Source organism: Sulfuricurvum sp. IAE1, assembly GCF_004347735.1.
GTDB lineage: Bacteria > Campylobacterota > Campylobacteria > Campylobacterales > Sulfurimonadaceae > Sulfuricurvum.
Window position 1 is genome coordinate 47,533 of record NZ_SLTI01000004.1, and the last position, 18,868, is coordinate 66,400.

Here is an 18,868-nt window from a genome sequence, read left to right on the forward strand (position 1 = left end):
TCTTTTATTAGGTATTTCACATGATCATTAGTAGGATTAGCGGTGGCCTTGGAAATCAGATGTTCCAATATGCTATTGCAAAAGCGATTGCCACAAAAAATAATGATATTTTTAAACTCGATATTTCATTTTATCCGAAGCAATCACTCCGACGATACGAATTAAATCGTTTTAATATACAAGAAACCTTGGCAAACGAAAGCGAATGCATCGCCTTACGGGGAACCGAAAACATATTTTATAAAATCAAAACCAAGCTTGGTTGGAACATCAAACGTCCGGTTTACTACAAATATGAGCATCATATTATGCTGTTTGATCAAGAAATTTGGAATAGTTCAGGAGACATGTATGTCGATGGATTTTGGCAAAACGAAAACTACTTTAATAATATTCGAAACGAATTATTAAAAGATTTTAAACCTCGTAATCCTATCAGTATAAAAGCAGAGTGCCATCTCAACAATATAAAAACCATGGAAAGTGTAAGCCTTCATATCAGACGTGGTGATTATGTACTCGATCAAAACACAAACGATGCTCACGGAACATGTTCCATAAACTATTATTTTCAAGCTGTAAAATACCTAGAAACATTGTTAACGTCTCCCCATTATTTTATTTTTTCGGATGATATTCAATGGTGCAAAGAGAACTTCTCCTTTTTGAGCAACAAAACCTTTGTAGACGATACCGAAAACGCGATAGATGATTTAGTATTAATGAAAAATTGCAAACATAACATCATCGCAAACAGCACCTTCAGCTGGTGGGGAGCATGGCTCAACGAAAATGATCAAAAAATTGTCATTAGCCCAGTTGAATGGTTCCAAAAAGCAGAATGGAAATCTCTCAACCCGGCACCTGCATCGTGGATTAAATTGTGAAAATCGCGCATCTGGAACTGATGCTGTTTTTTTTAACGGCATTCGTCTGTATCTTTTTATTTTTGTACGACGTCTACGTCGATATTTCAATTACCTTTGCCCTTCTTGTCTCGATCGTCGTGTATCTTTTTACTTCCCCTACAATGAAGGGGAGAAGTTTTTCAAAAATCGTCATGATCGTTTATCTCGCCCCGTTTGTCCATCTTTATGAATACCTGATTTATGGATACGACTATCGTGAGCATGCTTTTGGGCTGCTCATGTCGAATTCATACTCATTTGTCCAACCGATCATCGAAACGATGGGGTTACTGGCGGCGACAGGCGCATTGGGACTGCTCATCGGTTTGATCAGCGGAGGGAAATTTCCCGGACGGTCCACTCTCCCCTCCCAAAGTACGTATCTCCCCCTGTCGATGAGAGGATTTTGGTTCTTTCTTCTGCTATCTTTGTTCTTTGCCTTTATCGACAAACCGACGCAAACGATAACCGAAGCCGCATATACCGCTTCGCTCAACCTGCTGCAGCAGGCGGGGATATCGTTTAACGGGGCATGGCAGATGAGCTATATATTACTTGCCGCCGCTTACATCGACAGCGTCCTCAGCCGAGACCGCACCAAAACTTATTTGTTTGTCGCCGTATTGATACTGGAAACTTACTGGCAGTTCAGCACCGGCAATCGCGAAATTATCGGTTTTTACCTCTTTTTACTCCTGATGAACGCTTATCGTATCCGCCGTACGAAACAAGCGGTTTTTCTGTTTCTTGCGGCGGTCTTCCTGCTCCTGGTATCCCAAATAGTCGGCGTAATGCGTTCAATGGCAACGGACAAAGACTTAGTCGAAATGGCGGCGACAATGTACGAGAACGTATATTTCGACCGAATGCTGCAAGGAACATGGAGCGCGGTTTGCCTCACTCCCCTTTCGGTCGCCGGAGATTACTATTACGGCCTTTTGGATTTCAAATACGGTTCGACGTACCTCGACTACATTCTTTCGCTTCCTCCTTCGTTCCTAGCCGATATGCTGGGCTACATACGGCCAGTAAACGGCTTCGCGGGTCCTGCATGGGAAATGCGCTACGGAATCGGCGGCACCCATGCCCTGGTCGTTCCGTTTATGAATTTCGGGATCATGGGGGTATTCGGGATCATGTTCTTATACGGTCTGCTGCTCTCCCGTATCGAAGCGAAACTTGCCGCTAACAATTTTTACAATCTGCTGTTGATCGGTGTATTCGCACTGAATATCCTTTTTTGGTTTTGGTACGGGGAAATGTATATGATACGGGGGCTGATGGCTTATGCGTTTGCGGCTTTATTGTATTTTATAGCCGTGAAGGTCCAATGGAGATGGAAAGCAAGATGAAAATTTTGGTCGTTGCCGACGGAATCGGCGAAGAAATTTACGACAGGGCTTTTTACGAAGCACTTTTGGAACTGGGCCACGATGCCCATCGTTTTACATGGAAAGAATACTATCGCCACTACCAGTATCCCAACCGTTTCGACACCGACGGAAACAGCATCAAATCTCTCTATTACCGGATTCAAAATCGCTTCATTACCGGACCGGTGACCGCGAAGATCAATTCTGATCTGATCAAACGCTGTAAACAGCTTCATCCCGACCTTGTTTTCATCTATCGCGGAACGCACATCTACCCTTCGACAATACGTGACATCCGCAAAACCGGGGCGCTTGTTTTCGGCTACAATAATGACGATCCTTTTTCCCCCGAATATCCCCGCTACTTCTGGCGTCATTTTAGACGTTCCATCCCCTTTTACGACCACATTTTTGCGTATCGCTGGAAAAACATCGACGATTATCACCGTATGGGTTATCGCAAAACTTCCCTGTTGCGTTCGTATTACCTAAAAAAGAACAATTTTCGATCGGATGCCGTACAGCCGGCCTATGCGTGCGATGTAATCTTCATCGGCCATTTTGAAAACGACGGAAGGGATTTGGCTATCAAGGCGCTACTCGATGCCGGGGTCGATCTGAAACTGTTCGGTACAGGATGGGAGACATCCGACCTTCACGATTTTTTCGTTCAACGGTTCGGTGCCATCAAACCGCTTTATCACGCAGAGTACAACAAAGCGCTCAACAGTGCAAAAATTGCGCTAGTCTTTCTGTCCAAGCTAAACAATGACACCTACACCCGAAGATGTTTTGAAATACCCGCAACCGGAACAATGATGATGGCCGAATACACCGCCGATTTGGCCGGTATGTTTGAAGAAGGCAAAGATGCGGAGTTTTTTCGGAATCATGACGAACTCGTTGAAAAAGTGCTCCGCTATATTCGGCATCCCGAACGGATTTCCGAAGTTGGCTCCACCGGTTATGCACGGCTACTCGCCGACGGGCACGAAGTAACCGACAGGGCAGCCAGCGTGGTCGAACAATATTATCAATGCAAAGGGATCAACTAATGTGCGGAATCTGCGGTGCTTATTCGCATCATGAAAACATTCGACCCGATCGGCTTCGTGCAGCCATCAATACGTTCAGTCCCAGAGGACCGGACCACCAGGAAACATGGAGTCAGGATAATGTCGGTTTAGGACACGCACGCCTGGCGATTCTCGACCTTGATGCCAAGGCCAATCAACCCATGACGTCACGATGCGGCCGCTACGTTATCGTATACAACGGCGAAATCTATAATTTCCAGGACATCAAAAACGATCTCGCAGGCGAATCCATCCCGTGGCACACCCATTCCGACACGGAAGTCATTCTGGAAGCCTACAAAAAATGGGGCACGGAATGCCTGAACCGATTTAACGGCATGTTTGCTTTTGCAATCTGGGACAAAAAAGACCAACAGCTTTTCTGTGCACGCGACAGAATGGGGAAAAAACCCTTTTATTACGCCCTCAACGAAAACGGTTTTTATTTCGCCTCACGCCCTTCCGCGCTGTTCGAAATGGACACTATTTCCAAGGAGATCGACCTTCAGGCTCTTCGGATCTATTTCGAAATCGGATACATTCCCGGAGAGCTGTCGATTTACCGGGCGGTCAAAATGCTTCCACCCGCCCATTATCTGATCTTCAAAAACAAAACGGTCAAACAAACCCGATATTGGGATTATCGCCAGATCGAACCCGATCCATCGATGCTGGACTGTTCCGAAGACGAGTTGCTGGACGAACTCGACGAGTTGCTGGTTTCCGCCGTCAAATACCGTCTGATTGCCGATGTTCCGGTCGGTACTTTCTTATCGGGAGGTATCGACAGTTCCCTCGTCACGGCAATCGCTGCAAAACTGACATCGCATCCCCTCTCGACCTTTTCGATCGGATTTAACGAACCCCGGTGGGATGAAAGTGTCCATGCCGCGAATGTCGCACGCCATCTCAAAACCAACCATTTCACGGAGACGCTTGATATCGCAAACCTCATCGATCTCATGCCTACATTCGTTCAAAACTTCGATGAACCTTTTTTTGACAGCTCCGCCTTTCCGACCATGGCGGTCTCACGGCTTGCACGTCATCACGTCACCGTATCACTGACCGGTGATGGAGCCGACGAACTATTCGGAGGATATCATTATTACAATATCGTTGACAAACTCCAGCCGTTTTACCGATTTCCCAAGCCGTTGCGTTCACCGTTTGCCCATATCGTCGGCATGATACCGTCTCACAAATTCAAGCTCCTCTCCAAAGCACTCCAACAAGAAGACCTGGCGGCGGCATTTGCTTTTTCGCGAAGCATTTCAAAAGACTTTAACGGCGTACTCGATGACACGGTTCTCAAACAAACATCGAGCATACGCGACTTTTTCTCGCACGCCTCGGCCGAAATGCCCGGCCGACTCGACCCGATCGAGCGGTCCATGCGACTGGATGCGTTTTTTACACTGCCCGACGACTATCTCCAAAAAGTCGATATCGCGAGCATGGCTTTTTCGCTCGAAACCCGTTCGCCTTTTCTTGACTACCGCATCGTCGAATGGGCGGCACGTCTTCCAAGCCGTTTCAAAGTCCGCAACGGGGTTAACAAATACCTGCTGCGAAAACTTGCCTACCGATACGTACCACAGGAAATCCTCGACCGTCCGAAACAGGGCTTCGGAGTCCCGGTGGGCGACTGGATCAAAAAAGATCTGGCCGGCCATTATCAGCAATTGTTATCCGATTCAACTGCTCCTCATCTGAATAAACATAAAATACGCGAACTGCTGGAGATCCACACAAGCGGAAAACGGGACATTCATCCGTTGCTATGGGCTATTTATACTTATTTACTGTGGGAGAAACATTATGATTAAACAATGGGCTTTGGATGTCTTGTGCTGTCCGAAATGCGCGGGAGCACTAGCGACTGCCGAAGAAGGGGTACGATGCGAAAAATGCGGCAAAACCTATCCCTACGAAAACGGTATTCTCCGTTTCGTCGAGATGGATAATTATGCCGAAAGCTTCGGATTTCAATGGAATCACTTCAAAAAAACACAGCATGATTCCGCAAACGAATACGCTCATTCGACCCGCCGCTTTCTCGCCGAAACCGGATGGAATGAACAGGATCTTGCCGGCAACACCGTACTAGACGGAGGATGCGGCAACGGCCGTTTTACCGAAATAGCTCTCAGAATGGGCGCCAAAGTCATCGCACTCGATCTTTCCAACGCGGTCGAAACCTGTTATTCCAATATGACCGAAGCAGGTTTTACCAACGAAAATTTTCTGGTTGTTCAGGCCTCATTTTATGAAATGCCGGTCAGGGAAAAAAGTCTGGATAAAGCGTTCAGTCTGGGTGTTTTGCAACATACCCCCAATCCCCGTCTTTCGCTCGAAAAAATTGCATCCCTCGTAAAACCGGGTGGAGCAATCGCATTTTGGGTATACGAAAAAAACTGGAAAATGTGGATGGATTACCGTTACTATTTTCGAACAGTTACCAAATATCTTTCTAAAAATGCCAATTGGAAACTAAGTCTTTTTTTGACCCATACGTTCTTTCCACTCGCCTGGGTCCTGAACAAATACCTCGGATTGCCGGGAAAAGTTATCAGCCGCGTATTTTTGCCGATCGCTTTTCGCCGCGTCCACTCGTCAATGGGATATGCCGATTCCAAGACATGGACTTTGCTGGACACGTTTGACAACCTTTCACCGCGATACGACCTGCCGATTTCCGAAAAAGAGATATTTCAATGGTTGGAAGCCTGCGGCTTCGGCGGCATCGTACGTCAGTCCACTCCGGGATTGGCCGTCAAAGCAACCAAAAAATGAAAAAAATCTTTATCAATGCTCTTTCTGCCCATCAGGGAGGAGGGCAAACGTATCTGCTGAACCTTTTTGAAAACCGCCCGAAAGGGGAATTCGAAATCCACCTTCTGGTCCATCGCAAAAACCGGTATCTGTTCGAGCGGTTCAGAGCGGATGATTTTATGCTGGTTGAAAACAATCTGGCTTCGGGCAACATCGTTCAACGCGTACTATTTGAAAAATTCTTTCTTCCGGGACTGCTCCAACGGCTTGGTATCGATGTCTACTACGCGCCCGGCGGGATCATGAACGTTGCCGTCCCCCAAGGGTGCACAAGTGTCGTCGCATTCCGCAACATGCTCCCTTTTCAGAGCGAATCGATCGCCAAATATCCTCTGCTGAGTTACATGCGCTTCCGCAATACCGTACTACGCCATGTTTTCCTCCAGTCGTTCCGCAACGCCGATAAAGTGATCTTCATCTCCGATTACGCACGCGCGGTGATCCGTCGTTTTATCCCGGATATTGACCGTAAAAGTACGGTGATCTACCACGGGCTGAACGAAATGTTCCTATATTCCCCTCATAAACTTATTTCAGAAGAACCGTTCCCCTATCACGACTATTATCTGTACGTTTCGACTCTTGACGTCTATAAATCGCAGCTCGAGCTGATTGAAAGCTGGAATACCCTGACCCGTACGCACAATTTTTCGAAAAAGCTCCTGCTGGTAGGGCCGCAAGACAGCTTTTACGGTCCGCTGGTCACCGACAAAATCCGGGAGTACGGTCTCGAAGATTCAGTAATCTACATCGGCAAAGTCCCTTACGAACGACTTCCCCTCTACTATCACCATGCCGAAGCGATCCTCTATGCCTCGATCTGTGAAAATTGCCCCAATATCCTCCTCGAATCGATGGCCAGCCGCAAAATGATCTATTGTTCCAATCATCAACCGATGCCTGAATTCGGACAGGAGAGTGTCGTCTATTTCGATCCCCATGATCCGGATGAACTGGTACGGCTCATTCTCTCTTGCGACGGTGATACGGAACTGCACCAGGACTATGGCCGAAAAGCGATGGAGCAGGCCCGAAAATTCGACTGGGTGAAAACCGCGCATGAAACGTTTGCGTATTTGACAGAATCAAAGATAGTGTTATGAATAATCATGATATCATAACCATCAAAATTCTTAACCCGATTAAAGTCTATACGATATGAACCGAAAAAACAGCGAACTTAAAAAGTTTTCTTTATTATTGTCTCTTGTTCTTTTCGGAACAGGCATATATACGTTCACTGCCTCCTCATCTACTTATCCCTATTTTTTTGCTTTTTCGATTATTTTTACCGCCATTGCCTATACAAAACCCGGTTTGCTCTCACCTCTGTACTCAGGATGGATGCGTATCGGCCACATTATGGGAACGGTCTCATCCAAAATCATATTAGCGATCCTTTTTTACGGTGTTTTCACCCCGATTGCAATCATCTTGAAAATTCGGGGCAAAGACCTTTTAAATAAAAAATTCGACAGGAACGAAGCAAGTTACTGGATCGAACGCCAAGAACAACCCAATTCGATGAAAAATCAATTCTAAAGGAAAGAAGATGTCTTTTTTACAAGAGCTGTGGGCATTCATGAAAGCCCGTAAAAAACTTTGGCTGGCTCCGATTATTTTTCTCATGCTGTTGCTCGGGGCATTGATCGTTTTGGCAGAAGGAAGCGTTGTGGCCCCCTTCATTTACACGCTGTTTTAGGAAAAAAATGTACGTTTTAGGTATATCGGCATACTATCACGACTCTGCTGCGGTACTGATACACGATGAAACCATCGTGGCTGCAGTTCAGGAAGAGCGTTTCACCCGAAAAAAAGCAGATGCATCGTTTCCTCTGCATTCGATTCGTTATTGTCTTGAAGAAGCCGGAATCACTCTTGATCAAATCGATTATGTCGCTTTTTACGACAAGCCTTTCGTGAAATTTGAACGCCTTTTAGAAACCTATTTGTCCGAAGCACCGCTCGGATTCGCCTCTTTCGTACTTTCCATCCCGGTTTGGCTGAAAGATAAACTTTTTCTTAAAGAGACTCTGGGACGGGAACTGCAAAAACTGTTTGAAGAACTCAATCCGGATGCAGATACTAAAACAAGTAAAGCCTTCAAAGCTTCTGTCACACACAAAATCATGTTCGGCGAACATCATCAAAGCCATGCAGCCAGCGCTTTTTACCCAAGCCCTTTCGAAGAAGCGGCAATATTGACCGTCGATGGCGTAGGCGAATGGACAACCACTTCACTCGCTTACGGCAAAAACAATACGGTCCATTTTTTGGAGGAAATTCGCTTCCCCCATTCTCTGGGACTGCTTTATTCGGCTTTTACGTATTACACCGGTTTCAAAGTCAATAGCGGCGAGTATAAAGTAATGGGATTGGCTCCTTATGGCAATCCAAAATACGTTTCGCTGATTAAAGAACACCTCATTGATATCAAAGAAGACGGCTCCTTCAAACTGGATATGAGCTATTTCAACTATACCACCGGCCTAACGATGACCAATCGGAAATTCCATGATCTTTTTGGAGGACCGCCTCGAAAAGCCGAGAGTCAATTAACTCAAAAAGAAATGGATCTGGCCGCATCAATACAGGTAGTAACCGAAGAAATTTTGATTGCGATGGCCCGTCATGCTAAAAAAATCACCGGGTCGGACAATCTGTGTCTTGCCGGAGGGGTAGCGCTCAATTGCGTTGCCAACGGAAAACTGCTCAAAGAAAATATTTTTAAAAACATCTGGATACAACCGGCCGCAGGGGATGCTGGAGGTGCGCTCGGCGGTGCAATGAGCGTTTACTATCAAGAATGTGGAAATGGCCGTACAATTCATCCGGATGAGATGGATAAAATGAAAGGTTCTTATCTCGGACCGAAATACTCTTCCGAAACCGTCAAAGTATATCTAGATTCTCTCTGCGCCGTATACGATTATTATGAAGACGAATCAACATTGCTTGAAACCGTAGCAGCCAGCCTTGCTGAAGGAAAAGTAGTCGGCTGGCATTATGACCGTATGGAATTCGGCCCTCGTTCTCTCGGGCATCGAAGCATCATCGGCGACGCTCGAAATACGCAAATGCAATCGACCATGAATTTGAAAATCAAATACCGGGAGTCTTTCAGACCGTTTGCCCCGAGCGTGTTGCGTGAAAAAGTGCATCAATGGTTCGAGTTGGATACAGACAGTCCCTACATGCTTCTGGTTGCACCTGTTAAACAAGAGAAATGCTTCACTATGACCGAAGAGCAGGAAACTCTTTTCGGCATTGACAAGCTTAATGTTCCTCGCAGCGAAATTCCCGCCGTAACCCACATCGATTACAGTGCGAGGATACAAACCGTCCACGAATCGACAAACCCCCGGTACTACCGTCTTTTGCAAGAATTCGAAAAAAGAACCGGCTGTCCGGTCATCGTAAATACCTCTTTTAACGTGCGAGGAGAACCGATCGTCTGTACGCCCGAGGACAGTTACCGCTGCTTTATGCGGACTGAAATCGATGTGCTCGTAATTGACAATTATCTCCTCTACAAACCTCTTCAGCCGACATTTTCCGATGCCGGAACCTGGCAAACGGAGTTTGAACTTGACTAAAAAAAATATCTTCTTTTATTCCATTATGTTTGCGATCACACTATTGGTTGCAGACGGTATGATAGGCCTTTTCATTTATTTTGGCCAAGACAGGCTCCTTAAAACAGTTAATGAAGGGCTCAAGGAAAAAATGGAAACCATTGAACACCCGTATAAGAGTTACGCGCTAAGAAGCGGAATGAAACCTTACGAAGGAAAATATAATTTTGATATGGTCATCGATACGTACGGGCATACCGTTCTCCAACAAGACGCCAATATCCACGCACAGCCTAAAACCGCAAACGAACTCCGCATTTTGACTCTCGGCGGGAGTACAACCTATCAACCCTGGGCTTTTATCGTGGCCGAACAACTCAAAAAAAAATCAGCACTTAACATCAGAGCGATCAACGGTGGAACGGGGGGATATACCTCAATGGAAAACCTAATCGACCTTACAACTTCAGGGCTGTCGTATCAACCCGATATTGTCATCGCTTATCTGCCGATCAACGATATTTACTGGGCCGGTCTTTATCCGGAATTCAAAAGAGACTACACCCATATGCGGATTCCGTTCAAAACGAAAGAACTCTCCGCAAAACCTGAATTCACAATGGAATACCCGTTTGTAAAAAGTCTGGTGAATGTCTATACATACAATCGAAAAATCGACGAGTATATCGCCAATAATAGCCTTACCGGATCGGCTGTTCGGGATTTTAACAGCACTTTTATACTTGAAACGAAACGAATTGCCAATCATGAAAAAGTCAGCGCGACGGTCAGAGACAATATCTATATGATGAAAAAACTATGTGAGGCCAAAGGCATCCGCTTTATTCTCATTACCCAAAAAGTTTTCCCGACCGAGAATGAATATTATACGATCATGGATCGTGCAACACTCCAAATTATCAACGATATCAAGCGCGATCCTCTTTTAAAAGACTCCACTATTCTCGAAATGCAAAAGGCAATGCCGAACACTCTTTCTGAATCCGATAAAATATGCTTGAAAAAAGAATTTCCCGCGGTAAAATTCGATTTTAACGAAAAAATGAGCTATGACTCCATGCATTTTAACGATACAGCTTTGTACCTTTTTGCCCTACGCCTCGCAGACTTTCTAGTCGCCGGCGGTCATGTTTCCGTTCAACGCTAAAACTTGTTCCGAGGATGGGACCTCCTCTATTTCGTCAGAATTATGCTCGAAACCTATGGAGCAACGTAGGATATGGTCGGGAAGAAATTGATTATCTGCTAAAATACTTCTTAATTAGTAAAGTAAGGTTCTGTATGATTAAAAAGAATATTTTTTCGAATAAAACGCTTCTCATCACGGGAGGTACAGGCTCATTCGGCAATGCCGTTTTGCGTAGATTTCTGGATACGGACATCGAAGAAATCCGCGTGTTCAGCCGCGACGAGAAAAAACAAGACGACATGCGCAAGCGCTACAATAACCCGAAACTCAAATTTTATCTCGGAGATGTCCGCGACATCAATTCGATTACCGACGCCATGCGCGGTGTCGACTACGTCTTTCATGCCGCAGCTCTCAAACAGGTCCCTTCGTGCGAGTTTTACCCCATGCAGGCGGTACAGACCAACGTTATCGGAACCGAAAACGTCCTTAATTGCGCCATCGACGCCAACGTCCGCAAAGTGATCGTCCTCAGCACCGACAAGGCCGTTTACCCGATCAACGCCATGGGAATTTCCAAAGCGATGATGGAAAAGGTCGCCGTCGCCAAATCGCGAAATCTCTCGGATGAGCAGATCATGATCGCCTGCACCCGTTACGGCAACGTCATGGCTTCGCGCGGTTCAGTCATTCCCCTCTTCATCGACCAGATCCGCGAGGGGAAAGAGATCACCATTACCGATCCGGCAATGACCCGTTTTATGATGAGTCTCGATCAGGCGGTCGAATTGGTCTTGTTTGCTTTCGAACACGGTCATAACGGCGATATCTTCGTCCAAAAAGCACCCGCCGCAACGATCGAGCTGCTCGCCCGCACGCTCAAAAACCTGCTCGGCCGTCCGGATCACAAAATCAACATCATCGGAACCCGCCACGGTGAAAAGCTCTACGAAACGCTGCTGACGAAAGAAGAGATGGTCCATGCCGTCGATATGGGTGATTACTACCGTATCCCCGCCGATACCCGTGACCTCAACTACAGCAAATTCGTCGAAAACGGCGAAACGGTAGTCACTCAGGCTCACGAATACCATTCACACAACACCCACCGTCTCGATGAAACCCAGCTGCGGGAAATGCTTCTTGGACTACGCGAAATTCGGGACGACCTTAAAGCGTTCGGAGTCCTCTGATGCGGGTTTTGGTCACCGGAGGCCGAGGGTTTATCGCCCAAAACCTTATTGAGAGGCTCGGCAGGATGGAGGGGATCGCCATCGACACCTTCGTACGGGGCGATTCGCTCGAAAGCCTGCACGAAAAAGTGGCGAACGCGGCCTTCGTATTCCACCTCGCCGGCATCAATCGACCCGAAGATCCGAGCGAATTTTATACGGGGAACCGGGATCTGACCGCCGAAATCGTTCAGGCCGCCGCCGCATGCGGATCGTCCGTTCCGATCCTGATGAGTTCGTCAATCCAGGCCGAACGGGACAACGACTACGGCAAAAGCAAACGCGAAGGAGAAGAAGCCCTTGCCGTCTATGCCGCGCAAAGCGGTGCCCCCGTCTACATCTATCGCCTTCCCAACGTATTTGGCAAATGGTCCCGTCCCAATTACAATACCGTCATCGCGACATGGTGCCACAACATCACCCGAAATCTTCCGATACAGATCAACGATCCCTCTGCTGAAGTCACTCTCGTGTACATCGACGACGTCGTAGACCATTTTGTCCGGCATCTGGACGAAAACGGCCGTAACGGCGTCATCCGCAGCGATGTCGCACCGGTCTATAAAAAAACCCTCGGCGAAATCCATGATCTGCTCCTGGCGTTTCGGGAAAGCCGGGAAAATTTGCTGATCCCCAACGTGGGACGGGGATTTGAGCGGGCGCTGTACGCGACGTATCTGAGCTTTCTGCCGACGGACCGGTTTTCGTACACTCTGGGCGGCCATCAGGACGAGCGCGGAACGTTCTACGAATTCATCAAATTTGCCGACAGCGGTCAGGTATCCATCTCGACAACCGCTCCGGGGATCACCCGGGGAAACCACTACCACAACACGAAAAACGAAAAGTTCCTCGTCATCAAGGGCGAAGCCAGTATCAAGCTGCGCCAGATTCACGGCGGAGAGGTCATCGAGTACCGCGTCAGCGACCGGAAAATGGAGATCGTCGAGATGATCCCCGGATACACCCACGACATCACCAATACCGGCGATACGGAGATGGTATTGCTCCTGTGGGCCAACGAAATCTTCGACAGAGACAATCCCGATACCTATTTTTTGAAGGTTTGAAAATGAAAAAACTAAAAGTTATGACCGTCGTAGGGACGCGTCCCGAAATCATCCGCCTTTCGGCCGTGATCGCCAAACTGGAATCGTCCGAAAGCATCGAACACATACTCGTACATACGGGGCAAAATTACGATTACGAGCTGAACGAAGTTTTTTTTAACGATTTCGGCATCCGCAAACCCGACTATTTTCTAAATGCTGCGGGAGCGAACGCCACCGAAACGGTGGGGAAAATTCTGATCAACGTCGATCCCGTCTTGGAAAGTGAAAACCCCGACGCCTTTTTGGTTTTGGGAGACACCAACAGCTGTCTATGCGCGATCCCGGCCAAAAAAAGAAAAATTCCGATTTTCCACATGGAGGCGGGAAACCGCTGCTTCGACCAGCGCGTCCCCGAAGAGACCAACCGTAAAATCGTCGACCATGTCAGCGACATCAACCTCACCTACAGCGACATCGCCCGCGAATACCTCCTGCGCGAGGGAATGAGCCCCGACCGGGTGATCAAAACGGGCAGTCCCATGTTCGAGGTTATCCATTCAAAACTCGACGAAATTCACGCGTCGAAAGCGCTTGAGACGATGGGGTTGAAACACGGCGAATATTTCATCGTTTCGGCCCACCGCGAAGAGAACATCAATTCGGACGAAAACTTTTTTGCTCTGGTCGATTCGCTCAATGCGGTGGCGGAAAAATACGCCATGCCGATCATCGTGTCCACCCACCCCAGAACACGCAACCGCATCGAGCAAACGGGGGTGCGGTTCGACGAACGAATCAAACTGATGAAACCGATGGGATTTATCGACTACGTCAAACTCCAGATCGACGCCAAAGCGGTCCTCTCCGACAGCGGGACGATTTCCGAAGAATCCTCAATCCTCAATTTCCCGGCACTCAATATCCGCGAAGCGCACGAAAGACCCGAAGCGATGGAAGAAGCATCGGTGATGATGGTAGGATTGTCCAAAGAGAGAATTCTGCAGGCTCTTGCCATACTCGAAACCCAAAAACGCGGCGGTGAACGCACTCTGCGTCCCGTCGGCGATTATTCGATGCCCAATGTCTCGGACAAAGTGCTGCGTATTATCCTCTCGTATACGGACTATATCAATCGCGTCGTCTGGCAAAAACATCTTTAAATGAAAATCTGTCTGATTGTCGACGACTACATGCCCGACAGCATCAAAGTCGCGGCCAAAATGATGCACGAACTCGCCTGCGAATTTCTCGCCCTGGGACACGATGTGACCGTGATCACCCCCTCGGCAAATCTGAATCGCCCATACGATCTTTCAGTACTCGACGGCGTTAGGGTCTGGCGCTTTAAAAGCGGTGAAATTAAAAATGTGGGCAAAATCAAAAGAGCGATCAACGAAACGCTGCTCTCTTACCGCGCATGGCAAAACCTCAAACCCCTGTTCCGGCAAAACCGGCACGATCTCATCGTCTATTATTCTCCTACTATTTTCTGGGGCAGCCTCGTCGGCCGCCTCAAAACACTCTGGAATGCCCCTGCCTATCTTGTCCTACGCGATTTTTTCCCCCAATGGGCGATTGATCAGGGCCTGATACGCTCCGGGTCCGCTATCGAAAAATACTTCCGCATATTCGAAGCCAAAAATTATTCGTCGGCCGACCGCATCGGCGTGATGTCCCAAAAAAATCTTGAATGGTTTAATGCCGTCTCGGATGTTTCGGCACCCGTCGAAGTATTGCATAACTGGGCTGCCGACATACCGGTCAACGCATCAGGGAAATTTCGAAAGTCCTTGAAACTTGAGGATAAAATCATCTATTTCTACGGCGGCAATATCGGTCATGCACAAGACATGATGAACATCGTCCGGCTGGCCCGGAACATGCTGAACGAACCAAAAGCCCACTTTTTGATTGTCGGAGCGGGAGACGAATTCGATCTTGTCAACAATTCGATCGATCGTCTGCATTTAACCAATATGACCCTTCTCCCTCCTGTTTCCCAGGACGTTTACAAAGAGATGCTAGCCGAAATCGACATCGGCCTTTTCAGCCTCCACGGGGACCACACCACCCATAATTTTCCGGGTAAACTGCTGGGATATATGGTTCAGGAGAAACCGATACTCGGCAGTATCAATGCAGGGAATGATGTTCAAAACGTGGTTGAAACGGCCGGAGCGGGCCTCATATCGCTCAACGGGGATGACGAAACGTTTTTAGCCAATGCGATTCGGCTATTGCATGATCCGGCGTTCCGGCATCAAACCGGGCAACTTGGAAAACAGTTGCTGGAAAAATCGTTTTCGGTACAATCCGCCGCAGGGAAAATACTATCCTTCTATCACGATAAGTGATTTTTACGCCGCTTTTTCCGATAATAAGCAAATTTATTCTGCCGCACCAGCATCCCGTTGAGCAGTAAATAAAATGCGGCGGCATTGATCACGAACAATACGAGAAGATAACGTTGCTGGGCCGCTTCGGAAAATGCGATACCCACGATTGAAAAACCCAGTTGCAACAATGCGATCAGGACAACCGTTTTCCGGACATTTCCGTTAAAAAATCTCAGCAGAATATGATGAATATGCAGCTTGTCCGGGGCGAACATCGAATGGCCGTTGTGCTTTCGGCGGATCATCACGATCAATGTATCCAAAATGGGGATCGCTGCGATAAACAGCACCGAAATCGGATTGATGTAATCCAATGCCTTGATGCTCAGAACCGATATGGCAAATCCCAGCGTCAATGATCCGCTGTCCCCCATAAAAATTTTCGCCGGGTTCCAGTTAAACCACATAAAGGCCGCAATGGCAGCGATAAACGACACCGAGGTCGATACGATAAAAAGATCGCGATGTTCGTACCCGATAACGCACAAGGTGGAGAGTATGATGATGCTAAGCAGTCCCGCCAGTCCGTCAAGTCCGTCGGAAAGGTTCAGGGCATTCGTAAAACCGGCGACGGCAAACATCGTAAAAGGTATCGCAAACCATCCAAGCTCCATATCATAACCGAAAAGACGCCCCAGAGAATGGATGCTCATTCCATCAAACGCCAGCAACAACACCGCGGCAAAGATGACATAAAATTTGATTTTCGGGGTCGTATCCCTGTGATCGTCGAGCACGCCTACGATAAACACGAGGAATATGGCCAGAAAGCTGAAAAAATGGTCCAGCACTACCGTGTTCATAAAAAGGACGTCCGACACCATGATTCCGAAGACCATGCCGATACCGGCCCCCCGGGGAGTAATATGGCGGTGTGCGCTTCGATGGTTCGGAACATCAACCAGTCCTACCGACGAAGCATGTCGGATAATCAGTTTGATAAAGAAAAACGTCGCCAGGAAAATGACGATAAGCTTGCTTATAAAAATTATATTGTTCAAAAATACTCTTAGTAATCGTATTTGGAAATCAGCCGATTCATGGCTTTAAATCTGCGCTTTAATGGTATTATATCGAATTAAAATTTTAGATTATAGTTCGGGAGCACCTAATGAACGACACACAGACTATTTCGGCTCATAATGAAGAAATTGACCTCTACAGATTGTGGACGACTTTAGTCAAACGCAAAATAATGATTGTCTCGGTCACTTTCTTCTCGACTCTTCTCGCCGGAATGCATGTGTGGAATGCCACTCCCGTTTACACCGGAAGTGCTCTTGTCGAAGTTGGCGAGGTCGTCAGCAATGCTCAAATTATCGGGGACAAGCAGATCGTACAAAACACAACCACGGTTTTTAAACTCGATGACAATCTCAACAACCTAAAAGAAATCACCACTCAGGCCACTGGTGTTTCCGTCAGCATTCCCAACGGCAGCAGCAGCATCATCCTGCTCTCAGCGGAAAGCAGCGATTCTGCCGATATCAAGCCTAAACTTGAAAATGCCGTCCGGTTTATTGTCAACCGGCACAAAGAGAAGGCTCTTTTGTATGAAAATGACTCTTCCAAAATACGGATGAGTACTCTGGTCGGAGAGATCCACGTCGGCAACGAACCGATCAAACCAAAAAAACAGATGACAATCGTTCTTGGATTGATCGGCGGATTTATGCTCGCGGTCTTTCTCGCATTCACCCTCGAATTCTTTCAAAGAAATCGCAAACCTCGCGATTGACTTATTCGCTTCTTTGTGAACCTTCGCGGTTCATCTCATATAGTTTGATGTATTTGTAAAAGTTGGTCGCCATGTGCGAAAAAGCGATGACGAGTCCGGCATACCCGTCCAGGAATCCCCGTTTGAGAACATAGGTGCGGAAAAACGAGTAAAGGCCGTTGAAAAACGCCTTGGCGGGGGTCGGAAATCTTTTGCCGACGTTACCTTGCGCAAAAAGGGTGGAATAGCGGTCCACTTTCACGATGAAATCGGAGATGCTCATGTAGCTGTAGTGCTTCATATTCCCCTCGATGTTCTCTTTTTTCATCCCCTCGTCGATAATGTTCTCATGCACCGCGTTGTCGTTGAAACGGGTGACACTTTTGTTGTAGAGACGGCGGATTTTCTGGTTGTTCCAACCGCAGTGACGGATCTGGATCTCTTTGTAATAGGCCAGGAAATTGACGATGTAGATCGTTCGCGGATCGAGCGGCTTGGTTTTAAGCGCACGCAGAAGTTCTTCGTCGACCACTTCGTCGCTGTCGATGATGAGGATCCATTCGTGAACGGCAAAGGACGCGGCACGGTTTTTCGTTGTCCCAAACCCGTCGAATTCCCCTTCGATGAGGCGGACGTTCGGGAACTCGCGCGCGATGTTCTGCGTCCCGTCAGTCGAACCGTTGTCATAAACGACGACATCGTCGAACTCGCGCAGGCTTTCAAGCGACCTTCGGATCGTCCGCGCCCCGTTTTTGACTATCATCACCGCCGATACGTTCATCTCTCTCCTTTGAGCGTTTTAACAAGTGTTTTCAGTCCAAAAGCGAGTTGTTTCCATGGTGCAAACAACTCGCCGGGTTTTCTCAGCCCGTCCCCTTTGATACGGTAGATCAATCCGCCGATCCCTTCCCACGAAGGGTTGAAGGCGTTGCCGATCCTGAAAACATAAGAGTAATGCGCTTTTGCCATCGCAACGGCATCGCGGTTGTATTTCCCAAACGGCAGCACGAACGAATCGATCCGGCATCCCAGTTTCTCTTCGAGGAGCCGTTTGGAACCGGCGATCTCTTCGCCAAGATCGACTCCCGGCTCGGCCAGATTGACGTGATTCATCGAATGAGACGCTACGGCAACATGACCGCTTCGGATCATTTCGCGCAGTTCGGCATAGGTGCAAAACGGCGCGTGGGTGCGATAATTCTCCCCTTCGTAAATCTCGCGGTGCTTGAGTGAAAGGCGTTCGTGGGGAGCGACGTCGGTATCATCGAGAATATACGCGGCCGGCACGGCAAGGAGCGCTTTGAGGCCGTAACGTTTGAGGAGGGGGAAAACATAATGGTAAAAATCGTAATACGCGTCGTCGAACGTCAGACAAATGGCGTCGGCGGCTTCCTCCCCCGGGAAAACGGAGGTGTAGTGCTCGGCCACCTGGCGCAGATGCGCTTCCATCATCGCATCGGTGTTCGAGAGAGGAAGGTCGTCGCTGTTGATGTGATGATACATGACGACCCGCAGCATGGCACCTCTCTTTTCAGCAATAATAAAGTATCATAC

General features: G+C 47.8%; 18 protein-coding genes. 15 read left to right on the forward strand and 3 right to left on the reverse strand.

Translation table 11 applies throughout. From position 1 onward, the window contains the following. Nucleotides 1-20: 20 nt before the first annotated feature. The 14 genes from E0765_RS00350 (at nt 21) to E0765_RS00410 (ending at nt 15,555) form a co-directional block, all read left to right on the forward strand. On the forward strand, nt 21-887 hold the full coding sequence (locus E0765_RS00350) for an alpha-1,2-fucosyltransferase (RefSeq protein ID WP_132811228.1): 867 nt from the start codon (nt 21-23) through the stop codon (nt 885-887). Then, nucleotides 884-2,260 (forward strand): hypothetical protein, encoded by a 1,377-nt coding sequence (locus E0765_RS00355; protein ID WP_132811229.1) that lies wholly within the window; start codon nt 884-886, stop codon nt 2,258-2,260. Before E0765_RS00350 ends, E0765_RS00355 begins: the two co-directional genes overlap by 4 nt. Further along, nucleotides 2,257-3,336: a glycosyltransferase gene (locus tag E0765_RS00360; RefSeq protein WP_165921604.1), complete on the forward strand. Its 1,080-nt coding sequence runs from the start codon at nt 2,257-2,259 to the stop codon at nt 3,334-3,336. Before E0765_RS00355 ends, E0765_RS00360 begins: the two co-directional genes overlap by 4 nt. Next, nucleotides 3,336-5,186, forward strand: a complete 1,851-nt coding sequence (gene asnB, locus E0765_RS00365; protein WP_165921605.1) for an asparagine synthase (glutamine-hydrolyzing) — start codon at nt 3,336-3,338, stop codon at nt 5,184-5,186. The genes E0765_RS00360 and asnB overlap by 1 nt, the downstream gene beginning before the upstream one ends. Next, nucleotides 5,179-6,153, forward strand: a complete 975-nt coding sequence (locus tag E0765_RS00370; RefSeq protein ID WP_132811232.1) for a methyltransferase domain-containing protein — start codon at nt 5,179-5,181, stop codon at nt 6,151-6,153. The genes asnB and E0765_RS00370 overlap by 8 nt, the downstream gene beginning before the upstream one ends. Beyond that, entirely contained in the window at nt 6,150-7,295 is a 1,146-nt protein-coding gene (locus E0765_RS00375; protein ID WP_165921606.1) for a glycosyltransferase family 1 protein, read from the forward strand. The genes E0765_RS00370 and E0765_RS00375 overlap by 4 nt, the downstream gene beginning before the upstream one ends. A 55-nt stretch (nt 7,296-7,350) precedes the next feature. Further along, a complete protein-coding gene (locus E0765_RS00380; RefSeq protein ID WP_132811234.1) occupies nt 7,351-7,734 on the forward strand; it encodes an SxtJ family membrane protein in 384 nt (127 codons plus the stop codon). A gap of 10 nt (nt 7,735-7,744) precedes the next feature. Further along, complete coding sequence (locus E0765_RS12395; protein WP_165921607.1) at nt 7,745-7,894, forward strand: DUF5989 family protein; 150 nt, start codon at nt 7,745-7,747, stop codon at nt 7,892-7,894. Between the two features lie 7 nt (nt 7,895-7,901). Continuing rightward, a complete protein-coding gene (locus E0765_RS00385) occupies nt 7,902-9,788 on the forward strand; it encodes a carbamoyltransferase (protein ID WP_132811235.1) in 1,887 nt (628 codons plus the stop codon). Then, a complete protein-coding gene (locus E0765_RS00390) occupies nt 9,781-10,935 on the forward strand; it encodes an SGNH/GDSL hydrolase family protein (protein ID WP_132811236.1) in 1,155 nt (384 codons plus the stop codon). Before E0765_RS00385 ends, E0765_RS00390 begins: the two co-directional genes overlap by 8 nt. A 134-nt stretch (nt 10,936-11,069) precedes the next feature. Further along, the gene (locus tag E0765_RS00395; RefSeq protein ID WP_305000479.1) at nt 11,070-12,110 is read left to right on the forward strand and encodes a polysaccharide biosynthesis protein; all 1,041 of its coding nucleotides are present in this window, start codon (nt 11,070-11,072) and stop codon (nt 12,108-12,110) included. Next, entirely contained in the window at nt 12,110-13,219 is a 1,110-nt protein-coding gene (locus E0765_RS00400; RefSeq protein WP_132811237.1) for an NAD-dependent epimerase/dehydratase family protein, read from the forward strand. Before E0765_RS00395 ends, E0765_RS00400 begins: the two co-directional genes overlap by 1 nt. Before the next feature lie 2 nt (nt 13,220-13,221). After that, nucleotides 13,222-14,361 carry a non-hydrolyzing UDP-N-acetylglucosamine 2-epimerase gene (gene wecB / locus E0765_RS00405; RefSeq protein ID WP_132811238.1) on the forward strand — a complete coding sequence of 380 codons (1,140 nt, stop codon included), beginning with the start codon at nt 13,222-13,224 and terminating at the stop codon, nt 14,359-14,361. Beyond that, nucleotides 14,362-15,555 carry a glycosyltransferase family 4 protein gene (locus tag E0765_RS00410; RefSeq protein ID WP_132811239.1) on the forward strand — a complete coding sequence of 398 codons (1,194 nt, stop codon included), beginning with the start codon at nt 14,362-14,364 and terminating at the stop codon, nt 15,553-15,555. On the opposite strand, the gene E0765_RS00415 is transcribed toward E0765_RS00410, so the two are convergent. Further along, nucleotides 15,543-16,598: a glycosyltransferase family 4 protein gene (locus tag E0765_RS00415; protein ID WP_255417798.1), complete on the reverse strand. Its 1,056-nt coding sequence runs from the start codon at nt 16,596-16,598 to the stop codon at nt 15,543-15,545. The genes E0765_RS00410 and E0765_RS00415 overlap by 13 nt on opposite strands. Before the next feature lie 110 nt (nt 16,599-16,708). Between E0765_RS00415 and E0765_RS00420 the strand changes: the two genes are divergently transcribed. Next, nucleotides 16,709-17,335 (forward strand): Wzz/FepE/Etk N-terminal domain-containing protein, encoded by a 627-nt coding sequence (locus E0765_RS00420; protein ID WP_132811240.1) that lies wholly within the window; start codon nt 16,709-16,711, stop codon nt 17,333-17,335. 1 nt (nt 17,336) lies between these two features. On the opposite strand, the gene E0765_RS00425 is transcribed toward E0765_RS00420, so the two are convergent. Then, entirely contained in the window at nt 17,337-18,095 is a 759-nt protein-coding gene (locus E0765_RS00425; protein WP_132811241.1) for a glycosyltransferase family 2 protein, read from the reverse strand. After that, nucleotides 18,092-18,832 carry a polysaccharide deacetylase family protein gene (locus tag E0765_RS00430; protein WP_132811242.1) on the reverse strand — a complete coding sequence of 247 codons (741 nt, stop codon included), beginning with the start codon at nt 18,830-18,832 and terminating at the stop codon, nt 18,092-18,094. The genes E0765_RS00425 and E0765_RS00430 overlap by 4 nt, the downstream gene beginning before the upstream one ends. Nucleotides 18,833-18,868: the final 36 nt, after the last annotated feature.